Annotated in this window: 13 protein-coding genes; 4 read left to right on the top strand and 9 right to left on the bottom strand. The window is 72.3% G+C overall.

Annotated features, from left to right (window positions below; all coding sequences use genetic code 11):
* Positions 1-18: 18 nt before the first annotated feature.
* Positions 19-1,116, top strand: a complete 1,098-nt coding sequence (locus BLW27_RS18125) for a UDP-galactopyranose/dTDP-fucopyranose mutase family protein (RefSeq protein ID WP_089885593.1) — start codon at positions 19-21, stop codon at positions 1,114-1,116.
* 192 nt (positions 1,117-1,308) lie between these two features.
* Entirely contained in the window at positions 1,309-2,625 is a 1,317-nt protein-coding gene (locus tag BLW27_RS18120; RefSeq protein WP_089885590.1) for a DUF2793 domain-containing protein, read from the top strand.
* A 64-nt stretch (positions 2,626-2,689) separates the two neighbouring features.
* On the opposite strand, the gene BLW27_RS21350 is transcribed toward BLW27_RS18120, so the two are convergent.
* The 9 genes from BLW27_RS21350 to BLW27_RS18075 all read right to left on the bottom strand — a co-directional run bounded on the left by BLW27_RS21350 (position 2,690) and on the right by BLW27_RS18075 (position 15,333).
* Positions 2,690-3,943: a hypothetical protein gene (locus BLW27_RS21350; RefSeq protein ID WP_089885587.1), complete on the bottom strand. Its 1,254-nt coding sequence runs from the start codon at positions 3,941-3,943 to the stop codon at positions 2,690-2,692.
* Positions 3,944-5,758, bottom strand: a complete 1,815-nt coding sequence (locus BLW27_RS18110) for a sulfotransferase family 2 domain-containing protein (protein WP_089885584.1) — start codon at positions 5,756-5,758, stop codon at positions 3,944-3,946. It lies immediately after the preceding gene.
* A gap of 3 nt (positions 5,759-5,761) precedes the next feature.
* Positions 5,762-7,915 carry a glycosyltransferase gene (locus BLW27_RS18105; RefSeq protein WP_089885582.1) on the bottom strand — a complete coding sequence of 718 codons (2,154 nt, stop codon included), beginning with the start codon at positions 7,913-7,915 and terminating at the stop codon, positions 5,762-5,764.
* Positions 7,915-8,733 carry a hypothetical protein gene (locus BLW27_RS18100; protein WP_089885579.1) on the bottom strand — a complete coding sequence of 273 codons (819 nt, stop codon included), beginning with the start codon at positions 8,731-8,733 and terminating at the stop codon, positions 7,915-7,917. The genes BLW27_RS18105 and BLW27_RS18100 overlap by 1 nt, the downstream gene beginning before the upstream one ends.
* A complete protein-coding gene (locus tag BLW27_RS18095; RefSeq protein WP_089885577.1) occupies positions 8,726-9,661 on the bottom strand; it encodes a sulfotransferase in 936 nt (311 codons plus the stop codon). The genes BLW27_RS18100 and BLW27_RS18095 overlap by 8 nt, the downstream gene beginning before the upstream one ends.
* The gene (locus BLW27_RS18090; protein WP_089885575.1) at positions 9,658-10,980 is read right to left on the bottom strand and encodes a hypothetical protein; all 1,323 of its coding nucleotides are present in this window, start codon (positions 10,978-10,980) and stop codon (positions 9,658-9,660) included. The genes BLW27_RS18095 and BLW27_RS18090 overlap by 4 nt, the downstream gene beginning before the upstream one ends.
* Before the next feature lie 114 nt (positions 10,981-11,094).
* Positions 11,095-13,476 (bottom strand): M10 family metallopeptidase C-terminal domain-containing protein, encoded by a 2,382-nt coding sequence (locus BLW27_RS18085; RefSeq protein ID WP_089885573.1) that lies wholly within the window; start codon positions 13,474-13,476, stop codon positions 11,095-11,097.
* Between the two features lie 151 nt (positions 13,477-13,627).
* Entirely contained in the window at positions 13,628-14,152 is a 525-nt protein-coding gene (locus BLW27_RS18080) for a hypothetical protein (protein ID WP_089885570.1), read from the bottom strand.
* A gap of 128 nt (positions 14,153-14,280) precedes the next feature.
* Entirely contained in the window at positions 14,281-15,333 is a 1,053-nt protein-coding gene (locus tag BLW27_RS18075; protein WP_089885568.1) for a replication initiator protein A, read from the bottom strand.
* 661 nt (positions 15,334-15,994) lie between these two features.
* Between BLW27_RS18075 and BLW27_RS18070 the strand changes: the two genes are divergently transcribed.
* Positions 15,995-17,362: an AAA family ATPase gene (locus BLW27_RS18070; protein WP_089885633.1), complete on the top strand. Its 1,368-nt coding sequence runs from the start codon at positions 15,995-15,997 to the stop codon at positions 17,360-17,362.
* Positions 17,363-17,585: 223 nt separating this feature from the next.
* Positions 17,586-18,611: a ParB/RepB/Spo0J family partition protein gene (locus BLW27_RS18065; protein WP_089885565.1), complete on the top strand. Its 1,026-nt coding sequence runs from the start codon at positions 17,586-17,588 to the stop codon at positions 18,609-18,611.
* Positions 18,612-18,692 lie beyond the last annotated feature (81 nt).

Raw genomic sequence — 18,692 nt, 5'->3', positions numbered from 1 at the left:
GCAGGCGGGGGCAGAGCGATGCAGGTCAGGATCGTTGGCGCCGGGCTGTCCGGCGCGGTGATGGCGCGCGAACTGGCGCAGGCGGGCCACCGCGTCACGGTGACCGAGGCGCGCGGCCACGTGGCGGGCAACTGCCACACCGAGCGCTGCGCGCAGACCGGCGTGATGGAACACCGTTACGGCCCGCACATCTTCCACACCGACGATGCCGGGGTCTGGGCCTACGTCAACCGCTTCGCCACCTTCCGCCCCTACCGCCACCAGGTGCGCGCCACCCATGAAGGCCGGGTCTACGCGCTGCCGGTCACGCTGCTGACGATCAACCAGTTCTTCGGCACCGCCATGCGCCCCGACGAGGCCCGTGCCTTCGTGGCCTCCCAGGCCGAGACGATCGCCGAGCCGCGGAACTTCGAGGAACAGGCGCTGTCGATGGTGGGAAGCCGGCTCTATGCGGCGTTCTTCGAGGGCTACACCCGCAAGCAATGGGGCCGCGATCCTCGCGACCTGCCGGCGGCGCTGCTCAAGCGCCTGCCGCTGCGCTTCAACTACGACGACAACTACTTCTTCCACCGGTTCCAGGGCATCCCCGAGGCCGGCTATACCGCGATGGTCGAGGCGATCCTGGACCATCCCGGCATCGACGTGCACCTCGACGCGGCCTTCGTGCCCGGCGACGATCCGCGCGCCGACCACCTGGTCTGGACCGGGCCGCTGGACGCCTGGTTCGGCCACCGGCTGGGGCGGCTGGGTTACCGCACGCTGGATTTCGAGCGATTCACCACGCAGGGCGACTGGCAGGGCTGCGCGGTGATGAACCATCCCGACCCGGAGGTGCCGCATACCCGCATCACCGAGCACAAGCACTTCGCCCCCTGGGAGAGCCACGAGGGCTCGGTCCTCTATCGCGAGACCTCGCGCGAGGCCGGGCCGGACGACATCCCCTATTACCCGGTGCGGCTGGCCGGCGAGAAGGCGCTGCTGGCCGAATACGAGGCGCTGGCCGCGGCCGAGACCGGCGTGACCTTCCTCGGGAGGCTGGGCACCTACCGCTACCTCGACATGGACGTCACCATCCGCGAGGCGCTGGACGCCGCAGGCGCGCGGCTGGCGGGATAGGCGATCCATTCGCGGGGACCGCCTTTCGGCGTTCGCCCGGCCTTGTTCCGCGATGGACTGACGCGGCAGCTCCCGGTGTGCTGCCCTTGGGCGTTCGCCCTGCGCCTGCGGCGCAACGCCCGCTGCCTTCATCCCTCCGCAACCCTGCGGTTCCAAGGATCGCATCGATCCCTGGTTTCCGGAGCGCGCCCCATGTCCGACCTCTCGGCCCGTCTTGGCCTGCCCTTCCTCGCCCCCTCGCAGGCGCAGAAGCACGTCACCCACAACGAGGCGCTTGCCCGGCTCGACCTGCTGGTGCAGCTGGCACTGCAGGCCAGCGGCGCGGACATCCCGCCCCCCGCCCCCGCGGCGGGCCAGATCTGGGCGCTGGGGGACGCGCCCTCGGGCGCCTGGGCCGGACAGGCCGGGCAGCTGGCGGCCTGGGACGGCGTGGCTTGGTTCTTCGTCGCCCCGCAACAGGGCTGGGTCGCGCTGGAGATCGCCACCGGCCGGCTGCTGCGCTTCGACGGCGCCGCATGGGTGGCGCCCGTGCTGGACCTCGACAACCTCGAGGGCGTCGGCATCGGGGCGGCCTCGGACGACACCAACCGGCTGTCCGTGGCTTCGGACGCGGTTCTGCTGAGCCATGCGGGCAGCGGCCACCAGGTCAAGGTCAACAAGGCCGCCCCCGGCGACACCGCCAGCCTGCTGTTCCAGACCGGGTTCAGCGGTCGCGCCGAGATGGGCACCACGGGCGACGACGATTTCTCGATCAAGGTTTCCGATGACGGCTCGACCTTTCACCAGGGCTTCGTGGTCGAGGCCGCGACCGGCCGGGTCCGCTTTCCCAATGGCGTCTACGACGCGACGGTGTCCCGGCGCGTCCCCTCCTACGTGCCGGCCCCGGTGTCGAACCTCTGGTTTTCCCTGACGTCCCGCGGGTCCACGCCCCGCGCCTATTCCATCGCGGCGGTGTCCGGTGATACCGTGACCGTCTCGTCCGGCGCGGAAACGATCTTCGTGTGGCCGATGATGGGGAATTCGATGGTCCGGGTCTGGAACACGTCCAGGGTTCCGGCCGAATCCGCCTGGGTCGTGGCGGTCTCGGACCAGACGCTGTCGGTCCTGGACCCCGCGTCGGTTTCGGCCTGGGCCGCCGGCGACATCCTGAGCCTGGGCGACCCCAACCCGACCGGGGCCAGCACGCGCGGCATGATCGCGCTGGACGTGTCGCCCTTCCTGATGGCGACGTTCGGCGTGGTGTTCCCGCAATCCGCGCTTTCGCTCTACACCTATTGCTCGTCCACGGACGGTCCGTGCAAGGTGGGGGTCTCGCCCACCGGGGGGGACGGGACGCTGCTGGATGCCTTCGCGTCTTCCGGCGGCCATCCCGGGACGATGGCCGCGCCGATCCCCACCCCGGTTCCGTCGCCCGTTTCGAACTCGAACCTGCTGTTCGTCGAGGAACGGACCAACACGGCCACGGATATCGCGATCGGAATCGTGCGGGTGATCGGGGTCTACACCTGAGCGTCGCCCGGCCGGGGGACCGGAGGGATGCGTGCCGCGACGGCCCCGGCCGGCGGGCGCGGCTTCAGGGCGCCTTCAGCACGCGCAGGGCGAAGTTGTCCTGCCGGCCGGGTTTCGCGTCGTGGGTCTCGCCCCTGGCCATCTGCATGGTCACGCGCAGGTCGCAGCCGTTCAAGCCCCGCGCCACCAGGTGCGTGGCGCAGCGCGCGGTGGTGGCGGCCATGTCGATCCCGGCGCGCCCCGGCGCGATCCGGATGCCGGTGCCGGCGTCGAAGTTGCGCACGTTGACGGCGTTGATGCGGGTATGCGCCCCCTCGACGTAAAGCCCGGTGGTGGCGTTGGGCGTGTCGGCCAGCGGCCCGCCGGTGTTGCGCGTGCCCTCGACGTCCAGCAGGCCGATCTGGCAGCCCGGAGCGCGCACGTGCACGCCGCCCGCGCCCCAGTCGGCACGCACCCGCGCCAGCCCGACCTGGGTGAAGGGCGCCGCGATCTCGAGCGCGTAATCCTCGGCGGTGCCGCGCGTCTTGAAGCACTCGATCCGGTCCACGTAGGTTTTGTTCGACCCGCCGATGCGCACCCCCGCCCCGCGCCCGGTATCGCCCTGCAGGAAGCCCGCCTTGACCTTGGCCTGCAGGTCGATGGCGATGCCGTCGGTGGCGTAGGCGTGGCAGAACTCGATGTCGCAGGCGCCGTTGTAGACGCCGTTCTGTTCCACTGACAGGCCGCGGCCCTTGCAGATCGCGATGATCGCCTGGCGGATGATGCTGTCATGCGGCCCGCGCATCACGAACCCGTCGCCGCCGCAGCGCGACACGCGCAGGTCGAACATCGCCTCGGGTTCGTCCTGCCAGGTCTTCTGCCCGCCCTTGGCCGAGCCGGTCGAGACGATCCCGTGCGCCTTCATGTGGCTGATCTGGACGCCGGCGATCTCGAAGCCCTTGCCGTAGAGCATCAGCCCGCAGCCCGCGCCCCAGCCGTCCTCGGCCGCGCCGTCGGCGCCGTCGATCATCAGGTCGCGCAGCGCGAAGCGCACCGGCACGCCGTCCTCGTGGAACCACGCGTCGGCCGCCTCGAGCGCCCGCGCGTCGGCCGAGGCCACGACCGGGCCGGCCAGCCCCGGTGCCGCGGCCAGCACCGTGGCCGTGCCCTGCCCCACCAGCCGCACGCCCGAACGCAGCACCACGGTCTCGTCGATGACGTGGCGCCGCGGCGCCAGCGCGATGTCGCCGCCGCCCGCCTCGGCCAGCCGGGCGATCCAGTGGTTGATCAGGCCCGCATCGGATTGGCCCTCGATCCGGTGGGCGTCGAGCGAAAGCATTCAGCGGTCGTCCAGCTTCAGCGTCAGGTAATCCTCGGGGTATTCCAGCGGCGGGTGTTCGCGGATCGCGCTGGCGCGCAGGTCGTCGGCCGGCAGCAGGCGCGACGTGTCGACCGCCGGCGCGACCTGGCTGCGCCCGGTCAGCCGCGCGCTGGGGTAGATCGGCTTGAAATCGTAGTTCCTGTACAGCTCGCTGCCGCGGATGATCGCCTCGTGTTCGGGCAGGAAGGGCCGCTCGGTCACCGCGCGCGCGACGATGGCGATGCGCGCGAGCTTCAGGTCGGTCTGCCCGGCCGAGTTGATGTAGGTGAAGCCCAGCGGTTCGAGGAAGGCCGCGCGCATGAAGATCTCGAGCGCCCGCGTCGAGGGATACCAGGTGGCGTTGCCGCCGTAGATCTGCCGCTCGCCGCGCCAGTCGTGGACCATCTCGATCTCGTCCGACATCAGCGCCGCGGTTTCCAGCACCACCAGGCCGCCGGTCTTGCACAGCCGGCGGAAGTTCACGATGTGCTCGATCGGGTTGTGGACGTGGTAGATCACCCCCGAGGACAGCACCAGGTCGTAGCCGTAGGGGGTGTTCTCGCCCAGCTCGATCGCGCGGGTGGGCGCGAAATTGCGCGAGGCCTGCATGTTCAGCATGAAGTCGACGTAGTTCGCCACCGGCGCGTGCGGCACGTAGTCGAAGGGCGCGTCGTAGATCTTCTGCAGGTATTCCAGCTTCTCGCGGTTGTCGATCGTGTCGGTGGCGGTGACCCGCGCGCCGCGGCGCGACAGCAGGATCGAGAACATCCCCTCCATCGTGCTCATGTCGAGGCAGCCGGCGTCCTTGACGGTGATCGCCTCGAGCGCGCGGCGCGCGACCGAGATGTTCTTGAAGCCCCGGCCCGGCGTGAACACCCCCGGCGACAGCTCGGCGATGTAGTACCAGTTGCGGGAGAGGATGTCGGAATGGTCGGTCATGATGTCTGCTTTCGTGGATGAGGCGGGGCCGGGCGTGCCGGGGCTGTTTCGGGGGCCGTCATGGGCAATGTCGGGGGCGTTTCCGGGGCGGGCCGCAGGGGCATCCGCGGGCGCATCGGCGGGGTCTTCCGCCGCCGGGTCGCGGCGGGGATAGCCGAACGTGTCGAAATCCGCGGCGAACAGCTCTTCGACCAGCGCGCGGGCGGCGGGGGTGTAGTAGCGCGCCAGCTTCGACTGCGCCCCCGAGGGGGCGAAGTTCACGTCCCGCTGGGTGGGAAAGCCGCGGTCGCAGCCCATGGCGCGCAGCAGGCGCGGGGCGTCGCGCTCCAGGTCCTCGAAGCGGCCGATCATGTCGAAGTGCATGTCGGGCTGGCGCAGCAGGACAGATTGCGGCGTCCAGTGCTCGTCGCCGGTGAAGGGCGATTTGCTGTCGCGCAGCCAGTGCAGGAAGACCTCGAAGTCGATCGAGGGGTGGGTGTCCGACAGCCGCGCGGCGCGGAAGGCCTCGATGTTGCGCACCACCGCGCGGAACGGGTCCTCGCCCGTCTCGGGCGGACCGGGGGGCAGGCGCTTTTCCACCTTGTTGAGATAGGCCGACAGGGTGCGCCCGTAGGGGTCGCGCACCATGGCGTATTTCGGGATGTCGTCGCGCCGCAGCAGTGCCGCGTCGGCGCCGTCGGGGTCGAGGTAGCGCAGCCCGCCGCGGGCGCGGTCATGCGCCAGGCGGTTGTCCAGCCAGTCCTCGTGCCCGGCCATGTAGCGCATCAGCGCCTTCCAGTTGGTGCAGGCGACCTTGGGAACGTAGGCGAAGACGAAGCCGCGCGACGGCTCGAGGATGAAGTTGGCGTATTTCATGGCTCAGAAATCCGTCCCGCTCATCTCGGACTTGATGTCCTGCCGCGACAGCCGCATCGCCAGTTCCGAGAACGAGCTCCAGGTCGACCCCAGAAGCAGCGGCGCGCGCCCCAGCAGGATCGCGTCGGCCAGGGCGTGGACCAGTTGCGCGGTCGAGCGGTCGTAGGCCGTCCGCTCCAGCCGACGCACCCGGTCGCCGTAGGTCTCGGCGAAGGCGGCGTAGGTCTCGGGCGCGTCGGCGGCCAGGAACACCCGGTCCGCGGCGCCCGCGGCGATCAGCGCGTCGAGCCGCTTCATGAAGCGCGAATAGTGGCTCTGTTCGCGCCAGTGGTTGATCGCGGCGTGGCCCTCGCCGGTCCAGTTCTCGGCGCGGTCGTAGCTGGCGGTGTCGGTGCCGGGCGCGCCCACCATGCGCACGTGCAGGCTGACGTCGAAGGGCCCGCCCGCGCCGTCCACCAGCGCCTGCACCGGCTCGGTCGGGCGCAGCGTGTGCAGAAAGCGGTTCTCGGCCGCCCAGTGCGACGGCGCGGCGTTCAGCGCGTAGGCAGAGCGGGCGTAGATGTCGCCGCCATGCGACAGGTCCAGGGCTGCGTCCTTATGCGCGCCGGGCTCGATCTCCATGTAGTTGTAGACCGCGCAGCCCATGCCCGCGGCCTCGGCGACGAAGCTTTCCTCGACGATCGCGCCCAGGTGGTGGAACAGGTCGGCCAGGCGGGCCTGGCAATGGTGGTCGGGGTCCCAGACGATCACCAGCTCGCGCCCGGTGGCCTCGGCGATGGCGGCGGCCGAGCCGATGGCGCGCATCCGGTTGCCCAGCCCGTGCTGCGCGTCGATGAACAGCCGCGGCCGCGCCGGCGCGAGATGCGGCGCGGCGAGACGCGGCGCCGCCTTCTGGACCGCCAGCGCGGCGTCCAGATCGGCGCGGCCGATCCCGGCCAGCGGCGCCGAGAGCAGCATCCCGACCCGCGCGGGCTCGAGCGCCAGTACCTCGGGGCCGATATGCCACGACGCGATCTCGGCCAGGGCGTGGGCGTCGGCGGCGGCCTTGATGCGGGCGGGCACGGCGTGGACCGGGGGCGCCGCGCGGCGCAGCCGGTCCGGCGCCTCGACGGCCAGCGGCAGCGGGATCTTGGCGGCATCCCAGACCGGCATCACCGCGGCGATGTAGTGGTTGCGGCGGATGCGCCACTGGGTGGTGGCGCGGATCTCCTCGGCGGCGCTGCGCACCGGGGCCGGGACCCGGCCCGACCGCGCATCGTCGTCGTGGCCGAGCCGCGCATCGTTGTCGTGGTCGAGATGGCGCAGGCTGCCCGGGGCGACGTCGATGCGCCGCACCCCGTTCAGCACCAGCCGATGATAGAGGTCGTCGTCGTCCCAGCCGTAGGTGGTGATGAACTCGTTGAAGCCCCCCACCGCGGCCAGGTCGGCGCGATGGGCCAGGAAGAAGCCGTTGACATAGGCCTGGTCCGGCGTGGCGGTGCGCCAGTTGCCGGCCACGAAGGTGCCCTCGGGCAGCGGGTTGCGCGCCGGGAAATCGGGCGCGAGCACGATGTCGGCGTCGGCCTTCAGGATGCGGTCGTGCCGCGCCAGCCGGAAACCCGCGTTGAAGGCGTAGGACAGGATCCAGCGCGGCTCGCCCTCGACGCGGACGACGCGCAGGCGCGGATCGTCCAGCCCGGCCGCTTCCAGCGCCGGCGCCACCGGCTCGTCCGAGGACCAGTCGATCACGACGATCTCGTCGATGCCGTCGCAGGCGATCCACGAGGCCAGCGCGCGTTTCAGGTTGTCGGTGCGGTTCATCGCGCAGGTCACCAGGCTGGTGCCCGGCACCCCCTGCGCCGCGATCGGCCCCAGCAGCGGTGCATCCGGGGCCGCCGGGGGCGCGGGGTCCGGGACCGGCATGTCGGCCGCGGGCGCCTCGATTTCGTGCGCCTCGGGCGCCGGGTCGCCGGTGGCCGGTTTTCCGGAAGGCTGTCTCCCCTCCAGCCGGGCGGCCAGCCCGTCGACCAGCGCGCGGCGTGCGGCGCGCATCTCCGCCGGCAGGCCCGCCGAGAAGCCGCGCGCCTCGTCCAGCCGCGCCGCGGCGGTGTGCGTGTCGCCGGCCTCCAGCGCCCGGCGGCCGGCATCGAGCGCGGCCCAGAACGCGGCGTAGCGCATCAGTGCCCCCTCAGCCGGGCCGCGAAGCCGCGCAGCGGCGCGGTCAGCCGCATCGAGCGCGAGCCCATCAGCCGCGCGGCCTCGTCGGTCGCGGCGCGGGCACGGACCTGTGCCGCGTCGCGCTCGGCGGCGATGGCGTGGGCCTCGCGCTCGACGAGGTCCATCTCGGCCAGCATCGCGGCGGTCGAGGCCTCGAGCGTCTCGCGCGCCTGCTGCGCCGCGTCGCGCTCGGCGCGCAGCCGGGCCAGTTCCGCACGGTTGCCGCGGAACGCCGCGACCACCTCGGCCGGCGGCAGCGTGTCCTCGGGCGCGGCGCCGTTGCCCAGCGGCTGGCTGGCGGCCTCCAGCGCGCCGGCCAGATGCCGGGCGCGGGGGTGACGCTCGAGCGCGTGCGCGGCGACCAGCGCCAGGATCGGGTCGCGGCCCGCGTCGCCGTCCGGATCCGCAGGGTCGGTATCGGCCGCGGAATCCAGGCCCAGCCGGCCCAGGACCAGCGGCAGGGCGGCGGCCGCGGCGCCGCCTTCGAAGACCAGTGTGCCGCGGCGGTCGCGGGCCTGCACCGCCAGCGCCGCCTCGGCCGCGTCGCACCAGCGCGCCAGCGCCTCCTGCGGGTCGCCGTCGGCGGCCAGCGCCGCCTCGGCCGCGCGTTCGGGGCGGTCCCACAGCAGGCACAGCCCGCCGGGCGGCGGCGCCCCCTCGACCGGGCCCGGCCGCATCGTGCCGCCGGACGCGGCGGCGATCCGGGCGGCCAGCGCCTCGGCCCCGGCTCCGAATCCGGCCCCGCCGATCACCCACAGCCGCCTTGCGCCGTCATCCATGTCGATCCCCCTCCCGATCCCCGTCGTCGTAGCCCAGCCGCGCCAGCAGCGCGGCGTAGCCGGCGCTGTCGCGCGCCGCCTCGGCCAGCGTGTCGGGCACCGGCTTGGGCGGGCGCGGCGCGATCCGGTCGCCGCGGCGACCGCTATCGCCCGAAACCCGCGCCAGCGCCAGCCGCGCATCGGCGCCGGGGCGGTAGGGCAGCTCCAGCGTGGCACAAAGCCGCTTCAGCACCGCTTCGGGATCGGCGGCGAAATCCTCGTAGCGCAGCCGCGTCACGCCTTCGTGGGCATCGAGGAACGCGTGGTATCGCGCCGCGTAGGCGTCGAGCGTGGGCGGGTCGAAATGCATCCAGCCATTGGCCTGCAGCGACAGGAAGGAATCCATCGGATGCCGCACGGTGACCGCGCGACGCACCGGGGCCACCTGCGCGGCCAGCGTCTCGACGCCCGGTCGGGCGGCCGGGGCGGCATCGGTGCAGAACCGCGAATGGGCATGGTCGCGCAGCACCAGGTGGCGGCCCTCGGCCACCATGTCGGCCTGCAGGACCTTCAGCCCGGCGGTGAAGATCGCCGAGGCCTGCCGGTCCGAGATCGGCCGCACCGCCACCCGGCCGGCAAAGATCAGGTCGTGCGGCCGGAACGGCGGGGTCTCGTCGCGGGCGGGCAGGCCCAGCGGCGACAGCGGGTCGATCTCGCTCAGCAGGGTGACGCCGGGCATCACCGCCAGCGCGCGGGCGATCACCGTGCCGCCGGTGCAGGCCAGGTGATGCAGCAGGCGCACCGGTTCGGGCGCCGGCGCGGCGGCGACCTCGTCGGCGCAGCGCCGCATCAGCGAGGGCAATGGTGCCGCGGGCAGCGCCGGGGCATCGGGCGCGGCGGTCCCGGCGGCCTCGACCAGGGCCAGCGCGTCGAGCAGCGCGCGGCTCATTGCGCGGCCTCCCTCCGGGCCTTCCTGTCCTTCTTCTTGCCGCTCTTGCGGCGCGCGCCGGTCAGCCGGGCCTGTGTCGCGTCGGCCGTTCCCGGCAGCGCCTCGGGCGCCGCCTCTGCCGGGGGCTCGGCCAGCGCAGGCGCGGTCTCGGTCAGGCCCAGTTCCTGCGCGGCCTGGCGCAGCCGCGGGGCGAGCTCGGCCAGCAGGGCGGCCTGGCGCGCGCGGGCGGCCTCGGCCTCGGCGTAGCGCGCGCGCATCGCCTCGAGATCGCCCTGCAGCAGGTCCTGCATCCGCAGCGCGAGCCCCAGGTCCTCGCGCGCGCGCTCGGCCGTGCCGGTCGCCTGCGCCAGCGCCGCCTCGGCCCGGGCGCGCGCGGCCTCGGCCTCGGCGCGGGCGGCGGCGTCGGCCTGCAGCGCGGCCAGTTGCCCGCCGACCTCGTCCAGGCGGGATTGCAGACCGGCGGCCCTGGTCTTGGCGGCATTGGCCGCGGTCTCGGCGCCGAGCCGTTCGGCCTCGAGATCCGCGGCGCGGGCCTCAGCCGCTTCGAGCCGGGCCTGCAGCGCCGTTTCGCGGTCCTGCGCCGCCTTCAGCCCGTCCCCGAGTTCGGCCGTGCGGGCCTCGGCGGCCTCGATCCGCTCCTGCAGCGCTGCCGCGTGGTCCCGCGCCGCCTTCAGCCGGTCCTCGAGATCGGCGGCGCGGGCCTCGGCGGTCTCGGCACGGGCGCGCAGCGCCGCGCGGGCCGGGTCGCGCACGAAGCGCAGCACCGGCCAGTCGGGATCGGAATCGTCCCGCGCGACCGCGCGCAGGCCAGCGCGGTCCAGCCGGTCGGCCAGCGCCTGCGCGCCCTCGCCGCCCTCGAAGAACGGCTCGGCGCCGCAGCGCAACGTCAGCGCGCACAGCCGGTCCAGCGCGTCCGAGGCGGCCAGCGCCTCGAGGATCGCGGCCTCTTCGCCCGGCGCGTCGAGATGCAGCGCCACGCGGTCGGGCCAGGGCCCGGTGCGCGCCAGCAGGCCGGGCAGGTCGATGCAGTCCACCTCTTCGCGGGCGGTCTCGCGCAGGCCGGGGAACAACGCGTGCAGCGCGGCAAGCGGCGCGCGCAGGCTGCGCAGCCCCGGCAGGTTCCAGGAGGTCAACGACGCCCGCCCTACCCGGCCGGCCAGTGCGGCGGCGATCACGGTGGCGTCGGGATGGGCCTGCACCAGCGCGCGCGCAGAGGCGGCGCGTGGCTCGAGGATCACGACGCGCGCCGGATCGTCCGGCATCCCGTCGCCGGGCGCGGCGGTCAGGATCACGAGATCGGCGGCGGTGTCGTCGGGCATCCGGGCTCCATTCTGGCGGCCGTGGCCGTTAAGCCATATCCCGATGCGCTTGTCCACGCGGCGTCCCGCGGACGCCGCGGGCCGGCGTGCGCGGCCGCGCACGCCGGCGGTGGCTCAGAAGATGTCGACCGCGGTATCGAGCGTGGTGCTGCCGGCCAGACCGGTGAACACGATCTGCTCGCCACCGTCGAAGCTCAGCACGAAATCCGCGCCCACATCCGCACCGTAGGTCGACAGCACCTGCGTGGCGCTCAGCGTGCCGGTCCACAGCGCGTCGTCCAGCAGCAGCCGGTCGGTACCGATCAGCAGGTCCGACACCGTGTCCAGCCCGTCGCCCGCACGGAACACGAACCGGTCCGCATCCGCCCCGCCGATCAGCGTGTCGTTGCCCGTCCCGCCGTCGAGCCAGTCGACCCCCGAGCCGCCGGCCAGCAGGTCGTCGTCCCCCTCGCCGAACAGCACGTCGTTGGCGCCGCCGGCATAGAGCGTGTCGTTGCCCGCCCCGCCGCGCAGCGTGTCGCTGCCGGTGCCGCCGTCGAGCAGGTCGGCCCCGGCGCCGCCGCCCAGCGTGTCGACGCCGTCGCCGCCGATCAGCGTGTCGTTGCCGCCCGCGCCCCACAGGTTGTCCGCCCCGGCACCGCCATCGAGGCTGTCATGGCCCGACCCGCTCCCGAGGATGTCGTTGTGCTCTTCGCCGTAGAGGAAATCGTCCAGTTCGCCGCCGTAGAGCGTGTCGTTCTCGGTCCCGCCCCAGAGCGTGTCGGCCCCCTCGCCGCCGCCCATGCGGTCGGTGCCCGCCGCGCCGTAGATCAGGTCGTCCTCGGTGCCGGCCCAGAGCACGTCGTTGCCGTCGCGCCCGTAGAGCGTGTCCGCGCCCTGGCCACCGCCCAGCACGTCGTCACCGATGCCGCCGTCCATCATGTCCGCCCCGGACCCGCCGTAGAGCGTGTCCGCGCCACCGTCGCCCGTCAGGGTGTCGGCCTCGGACCCGCCGCCGAGAAGGTCGTTCGCCGCACCGCCCGAAAGCACGTCCGCGCCGAGCCCGCCCCAGACCTCGTCGGCGTCGTCGCCGCCGCTCAGGGTGTCGTTGCCCGCGCCGCCCTCGATCGTGTCGGCGCCCAGCCCGCCATGGACGGAATCCGCGCCCGCGCCCACGTTGATGTCGTTGGCCACGGCGTTGCCGGTCACGGTGTCGTTGCCGTTGCCGGTGATCAGGTTCTCGATCACCGTGCCGCGGGCGATGCCCAGGTTGCCGATCAGCCCGCCCACGTCCGAGAAGGTCTCGTCGTTCATGTCGACCCGGCTGCCGTAGGTGCCATGGTGGGTCAGGTTCAGCGTGTCGATCCCGCCCACGTCGTAGATCGTCATGGCGACGGGCGCGCCGCCGTAGTTCTGCCCCTGCGCCAGCAGGTCGAGATAGGTGCCCAGGTTCGAGCCGTTGCCCCAGATGGTTGCCCCGGCGGTGGCACTGGTGGCGGCGTCGGGCGCGCCGTACAGGTTCTGGATCGCCAGGATGTCGACCATCATCGGCGTGACCAGTTCGGCATAGGAGGCGATGGAGTTCGGGTTCTCGACCTGGTTGAAATACGACATGACCGACAGCTGCCAGCTGTCGTTCCCGAACACCGCCTCGGTGTCGAAATTGCCCGATCCGTTGTAATTGCCCTGGTGGCCCAGACCCAGCGCATGGCCGATCTCGTGGACGTAGGTCGAGAAGCTGTAGCTGTCGATCGTTGTGCCGTAGGCGGTCAGCCAGTCCGCGCCGACGTTGATAGTCGACGAGGTGATCGTGCTGCCGGAGACGTACGAGGAGGCATAGGCGCCGCTGTCGTTGTCGTCGAAGGTGATGTTCGCGCTGCCGGTGGTGACCTGGAAGTCGATGTCGGCGACCGCCTCCCAGGCCTCGAAGGCCCAGAGGGCCAGCTGCTGGCCCTCGGCGGTCAGCCCCGAGATGTTGACCGTGATCACGTTCGAACTGCTGGTGTTCCAGGACCGCTCGCTGCCCCAGTAGCCTTCGGTCAGATAGAGCGCCATGTCGTCCAGCGTGCCGTCAGAAAGCGGGGTCGGCTCGGTGAGCGTGATCCGGTAGGTGCCCGAACCGGTGCCGCCGAAGGACGAGGCGGCGATGTAATAGGTCCCGGTGGTGGCCGCGGTGAAGCCGAGACTCGAATCGAGGGCGGGGCCGCCGTCGTCGTCGCTGGCGATCTGCGTGCCGGTCGAATCATACAGCCGGACGAGCGGGTCATTCAGCGTGCCGACGCCGCTGCCGGCGCCGTTCAGGTCGATCTGGTAAGTGGTGCCCGCCTCCAGCGTGACCGCGACCCAGTCTGCGCTGTCGCCGCTGCCCAGCGAGCCGTCGAACGTGTCGCCCACGCCTATCGAATACAGCGTGCCGGTGCCTGCGACGGCATCGACCCCCTCGGACAGGGCGGCATAGGTGACGCCGTCATGGCGCGCGGGATCGAAGCTCTGGGTCAGGGAACAGGCAATGCACATGGGGGAACTCCCGAAAAACTCGACTGGCGGAAATGGCTGGTGCCGACGCCGCTGCGCGTCAATCCAGGCCGGCAGAATACCGCGACCCTAGAACGAGTTAGATCCGATATCAGCAAAAATTTCTTATATCGGGGCGCCAATTGCCGCCGCGTCAGGGTTTGGATGCGCCGGGGGCGGGACCGGAATCCGGCGCGTCCTCGAGGCCCGGCGCCAGGGTCTGCGCCAGCGCGCGGGCGAAGCCGCGCCAGGCCGCCGGCTGGCCCGGCGGTTCGGCGGCCGGCAGGGCCGGGTCCGTCACCGCCGGCCCGGTCCGTCGCGACCCCGCGGCGGGCTGCAGGTCGAGCCGGGCCCGGACCCCGTTCCCGGCCGCAGCGAGCATCACCAGCGCCACGCCCAGGTCCTCGGGCCGCGCCGGGCGCAGGCCGGCGGCCTCCACCCGGCGGATCACGTGGCCCGGCGCCTGGCCCGCCAGCGCCTGGACCAGTTCGAGACAGAGCGGGTCGGGCGCATCGTCGGGGCAGGACAGGCGGATCACGGGCCGCGGGCGGCGCGCGTCCTCCTTCGCATTCGCGGGCGTGCCCGCGCGCGCGCTCCGCAGGCCGGGAACCAGCGCCGCCAGCGCCAGCAGCGCGCGGCGGGTCAGGACGGGGAGACGCGTCTGAATGGGACCTTGCATGGGATGATCTTCCTGACCAGGTCGGCCGCTGCCGATACCGGCACTGTCCGCAATCCGGCGGCTTCGATCAAGCGGGCAATGAGGCCAGGCAGGCGGACGGGGCTCGGAACGGGCGACGGCAGGCCGCCTCATCCCGGGGTCTTGCGCAGCCAGCCCAGGAAGACGGCATCGGGATCGTCCAGCCGCGCGCGGCCGCGTGTCTCCCAGTGGTCGCGCCAGGCGGCGGCCAGCGCGTGCACGTCCGCGCCGGGCCGCAGGATCCGCGCGGCATCCAGCGCGCGCTCGCTCAGCGCGGGCGCGGTTCCGGCGCCGCGCGCGCCCGCGCGGCGGGTGACCGCGAGGATGTCGCCGGGGCGCTCGGCCAGCGCGTAGCCGGGCAGCGCGTCGGCCTCGATCATCCGGCGGATCGCGGCGCGGAACACGCGCAGGGGGGCGGCGCTGCCGGCCTTCTTGTGCAGCACGGCCATGCCCACCTGCCATTCCGCCTGCCGGCCGCAATGCTTGCGCGCCAGCTCGTAGACCCGGCGCTCCAGCGGCTTGCGCAGGCGGAAATAGTCGCGGCTCAGCGTCAGGACCGATTTCGCCAGCACCGCGCGGAACAGCCAGTCGGGCAGCGTGACCGCGACCGACACCATGCGCCCGCCGCGGGTGCGGCGCACGATCTCCCAGGCCTCGATCAGGCCGAAGCCGCGCGTGGTCTCGTAGCCCCCCGTCGCGATGTTGGTGGTGATCCGCGTGCCGGCCAGCCGCTCGAACGCCTCGCGCAGGCGGGCATAGGCGTCTCCGGACGTGTCGCGGTTGGTGGCCACCAGCAGGTCGTGCGCGGTCAGCGTCAGGTGCCGCGACACCGCCCGGCCGGCATTGAGCGCGGCCACCAGCTGGCTGACGCAGTAGATCACGATGTCCTTGTCGTGGATCGTCGCGCGGCCCTTGACGCTGGGGGTGACGGTGATCCGCGTGCCGTTGTGCTCGTAGTCCAGCACGCGCCGGTCGGGCCGGGTCGACAGCGAGAAGATCGGGTGCTCCATGCTGCCCAGATCGTCCTTGGGCGAGGCGCCGGAGAAGTCGCAGACGAAGAAGTCGGCCTGGGGATGCCTGTCGGGGCCGAGCCCGCCGGACAGCCCCCCTGCCCCGCCCGGGACTCCGCCGCGTGAGCCCGCCGCGCCGTCAATGCTGTTCATGGCCTGCCCGCCTGCTGCCCGCCCCCGCGTTCCTCCGCCCATCTGCGGGGCGGTTTCCGGATTCGGGGTTTCAGTGACGCCCAGCGTAAAGTTGTCCACAACCCGCGTCCATGCCGCAACGGCGGATCGGAATCGCCTGTCCGTGGGATCGGAGTCGCCGCAACGTGGGATCAGAGTCGCCCGGATCCCGGCAGGGCGCTGAAGTCGCAGCGCAATCAGCCCTTTACCCGCAACGCCCTGACCCCGTAACTATAAATCTAACAACAAATAACTATGCAGCGGGGCCGGATGCGCCCCGGCCGCCCCCGATGGTCCCGATTCCGCAGGCGATCCGGCCCTGCCAGAGGCCGAATCCTGCAGGGAAAAACCCGGAGTGTTCGCAAAACGCTTCCATGTTCGCGGTTTCGTGCTACCCTGGAAAAAAACGCGCACATTCCATGCATCCTTCGGAACGAAGCGCACAACATCGGGCATGGCGCGGCGCAAGGCTGCGAAAGGGGCTGGCATGAAGACCGACACCGGAACGGGCCCGCGGGGCCATGCGAAGGCCAGTGCGAGGACCGGGCAGAAGACCGCCTCGAAAGCCGTGCCGAAAATCGCACAGAAAGCGGAGCGCAGGTCCGATCAGGCCGCCCCGCCCTACCTGGCGCTCGACCCCGACATGGCGGCGCGCGCCCTGGGCAAGCCCTGCGCCACGGATGATTTCGCGGCGATCGCCCGGGCCTGCGCGGCGGGACGCGACGACCTGGCCAGCCGCGGCATGGCCGAGGACGGTGGGCGGCGGCTGCGGATGTTCTCGACCTGGGAGATCACGCGCTACCTGATCCCGGTCGCGCCGGGCCATTTCCGCCGCGTGATGAAGCAGAACCCCGACCTGCCGCAGGGCCGGTCCGAAACCGAGGGCGGGGCCAAGTGGTTCACGCTCGACGAGGTGCTGCGCCTGCGCGCGCATTTCGGCGCCGAAGGGTCCAAGGCGAAAAGCTACCTGCCCTACCGGCCCAAGGGGCTGCCCGCCAAGATGGTGGCGGTGGCGAACTTCAAGGGCGGCGTGGGCAAGACCAGCACGGCCGCGCACCTGGCGATGTCGGCCGCGCTCGACGGCTACAAGGTGCTAGTGATCGACCTGGATTCCCAAGGGTCCATGACCTCGATCTTCGGCGGGCAGGTGGCGGACGAATGGCAGACGGTCTTCCCGTTGCTGGCGCGCCACCACGCCCGCCACCTGCAGGCCGAGAACCAGCGCCGGATGGACCGCGGCGAAAATCCCCAGCCGCTCGACGACACGCTGTCCGAGGCGCTGGACGTCACCGCCAACCAGCTGATCCAGAAGACGCACTGGCCCAACATCGACCTGATCGGCGCGCAGCTGAACCTCTACTGGGCGGAATTCCAGATCCCGGTCTGGCGGATGCAGGGCCGCGGCTGGAAGCTGTGGGACGCGCTGACCGACTCGCTGTCGGCCGACGGGGTGCTGCGGGACTACGACCTGGTGTTCCTCGATACGCCCCCGGCCCTGGGCTACCTCACGATCAACGGGCTGGCGGCGGCCGACATCCTGCTGGTGCCGCTGGGGGCGTCCTTCCTCGAGTTCGACTCGACGGGCCGGTTCTTCGACATGCTGCACGCCACCTTCGGCTCGATCGAGGAGGCCGAGACCATGACCGCGCGCGCCCTGGGCCGCGAGGGGCTAGCCTTTCAATGGGACGCGGTACGCGCGCTGATCACCCGCTACGACGGCGGCCAGCAGGCCGAGCTCGCGGCGCTGATGCAGTCCTATCTCGGCCCCACGCTGTCGCCGCACCGGCAGGGCTTCACCGCGTTGATCGGGCAGGCGGGCGAGCAGGTGCAGGGCATCTACGAGGCCGATTACCGCGATTTCAACCGCGAGACCTATGCCCGCGGCCGCGAGACCTTCGACGAGACCTGGGCCGCGGTGAAATCGCTGATCCTGGGCGCCTGGCGCCGCGACGAGGCCGAGGCGGCCGAGATCGAGGCGGAAGGTGCGGCACCCGGGGCTGCCGCGCAATGAGATCCTGCGAAAAAGATCCGATCCGGACGCAATGTTTCGCGTGCGAAACGTCTGGCGCCGCGGGCCGCGAAAAAGGTCCGGATCGGCCCCATTGTTTCGCGTGCGAAACGGTTCGCGGGGCGCGGCCCGAAGCCGGCCAGGGGCGCCGCGCGGTGGGCTTACCCTTTGTCAGGCCCCCTGCCCTTTCCTGCCGCCCGTCCAGACCCGCAACCGGAGGTACCCCATGGCCAAGCGTCGCCGCCTGACCCCCGCCAACCCCGCCTTCCTGGGCGGCGACCCCGCCCGCACGCCCACGCCGATGCGCGCCCCGATCGCCGAGGTGGCGCGCGAGACATCCGCCACCGCCGCCGTCGAGGAGATGGCCCGCACCCTGTCCGAGGCGCGCGAGGAAGGCCGCATGGTGGTGCGCGTGCCGCTGGGCGCCGTGCAGCTCGACCACCTGGTGCGCGACCGCGTGGTGGCCGACGACGAGGACATGGCCGCGCTGGAACGCTCGATCGCGGCGCGCGGCCAGCAGACGCCGGTGGAATTGGCCGACCTCGGCGCCGGGCGCTACGGGCTGATCTCGGGCTGGCGGCGCATCAAGGCGCTGGCGGCGCTGCACGCCCGCACCGGCGAGGAGCGTTTCGCGCAGGTGCTGGGCCTGATCCGCCGCCCGGCCGAGCGCGCCGACGCCTACGTGGCGATGGTCGAGGAAAACGAGATCCGCGTGGGCCTGAGCTATTTCGAGCGCGCGCGCATCGTCGCCAAGGCGGTCGAGCAGGGCGTGTTCGACAGCGACCGCGAGGGCCTGCAGACGCTGTTCGACGCGGCCAGCCGGGCGAAACGGTCGAAGATCGGCTCGTTCCTGCCGCTGGTGCGCGCCTTCGACGGCGTGCTGCGCTTTCCCCACGCTCTGAGCGAACGGCAGGGGCTGGCCCTGTCGCGCGCGCTGGCCGAGGATGACGGGCTGGCCGACCGCGTGCGGGACGCGCTGCGAACGGCCGCGCCCGACACCCCCGAGGCCGAGACCGCCGTGCTGGACAACGCCCTGCGCGCCGCATCGGCTGCGCCCGCGTCCAAGGCTGCCGCGAAGGTGGAGCGGACACCCGAGCCCGTCCCCGAACCGGCGGCGACGCCGCGGCGCGCGATCAACGTGGTGACCGGCATCGCGCTGCACGAGGATTCCGAGGGACGGCTGGTGCTGGAAGGCAACCGCGTGGATGCCACGCTCAAGGCCCGGCTGGTGGCCTGGCTGCGGGGGCAGTAGGGACTGCGGGTTTCCCCGGGCGGTCTTCAACCAGAAGGGGCCGGCCTGCGGGATCCCCGAGCGGGGGGCGTTCGCCGCGAA

Source organism: Citreimonas salinaria (assembly GCF_900107235.1).
In the GTDB taxonomy this organism is placed as follows: Bacteria; Pseudomonadota; Alphaproteobacteria; order Rhodobacterales; family Rhodobacteraceae; genus Citreimonas; species Citreimonas salinaria.
Note: the sequence above shows the minus strand (reverse complement) of the source record. Positions and strands in the feature narration are given on the sequence as shown.

Coding starts and splice junctions, on each gene's coding strand:
- BLW27_RS18125 (WP_089885593.1), top strand. CDS start 19: ATGCAGGTCAGGATCGTTGGCGCCGGGCTGTCCGGCGCGGTGATGGCG.
- BLW27_RS18120 (WP_089885590.1), top strand. CDS start 1,309: ATGTCCGACCTCTCGGCCCGTCTTGGCCTGCCCTTCCTCGCCCCCTCG.
- BLW27_RS21350 (WP_089885587.1), bottom strand. CDS start 3,943: ATGCTTTCGCTCGACGCCCACCGGATCGAGGGCCAATCCGATGCGGGC.
- BLW27_RS18110 (WP_089885584.1), bottom strand. CDS start 5,758: ATGAAATACGCCAACTTCATCCTCGAGCCGTCGCGCGGCTTCGTCTTC.
- BLW27_RS18105 (WP_089885582.1), bottom strand. CDS start 7,915: ATGCGCTACGCCGCGTTCTGGGCCGCGCTCGATGCCGGCCGCCGGGCG.
- BLW27_RS18100 (WP_089885579.1), bottom strand. CDS start 8,733: ATGGATGACGGCGCAAGGCGGCTGTGGGTGATCGGCGGGGCCGGATTC.
- BLW27_RS18095 (WP_089885577.1), bottom strand. CDS start 9,661: ATGAGCCGCGCGCTGCTCGACGCGCTGGCCCTGGTCGAGGCCGCCGGG.
- BLW27_RS18090 (WP_089885575.1), bottom strand. CDS start 10,980: ATGCCCGACGACACCGCCGCCGATCTCGTGATCCTGACCGCCGCGCCC.
- BLW27_RS18085 (WP_089885573.1), bottom strand. CDS start 13,476: ATGTGCATTGCCTGTTCCCTGACCCAGAGCTTCGATCCCGCGCGCCAT.
- BLW27_RS18080 (WP_089885570.1), bottom strand. CDS start 14,152: ATGCAAGGTCCCATTCAGACGCGTCTCCCCGTCCTGACCCGCCGCGCG.
- BLW27_RS18075 (WP_089885568.1), bottom strand. CDS start 15,333: ATGAACAGCATTGACGGCGCGGCGGGCTCACGCGGCGGAGTCCCGGGC.
- BLW27_RS18070 (WP_089885633.1), top strand. CDS start 15,995: ATGGCGGCGCGCGCCCTGGGCAAGCCCTGCGCCACGGATGATTTCGCG.
- BLW27_RS18065 (WP_089885565.1), top strand. CDS start 17,586: ATGGCCAAGCGTCGCCGCCTGACCCCCGCCAACCCCGCCTTCCTGGGC.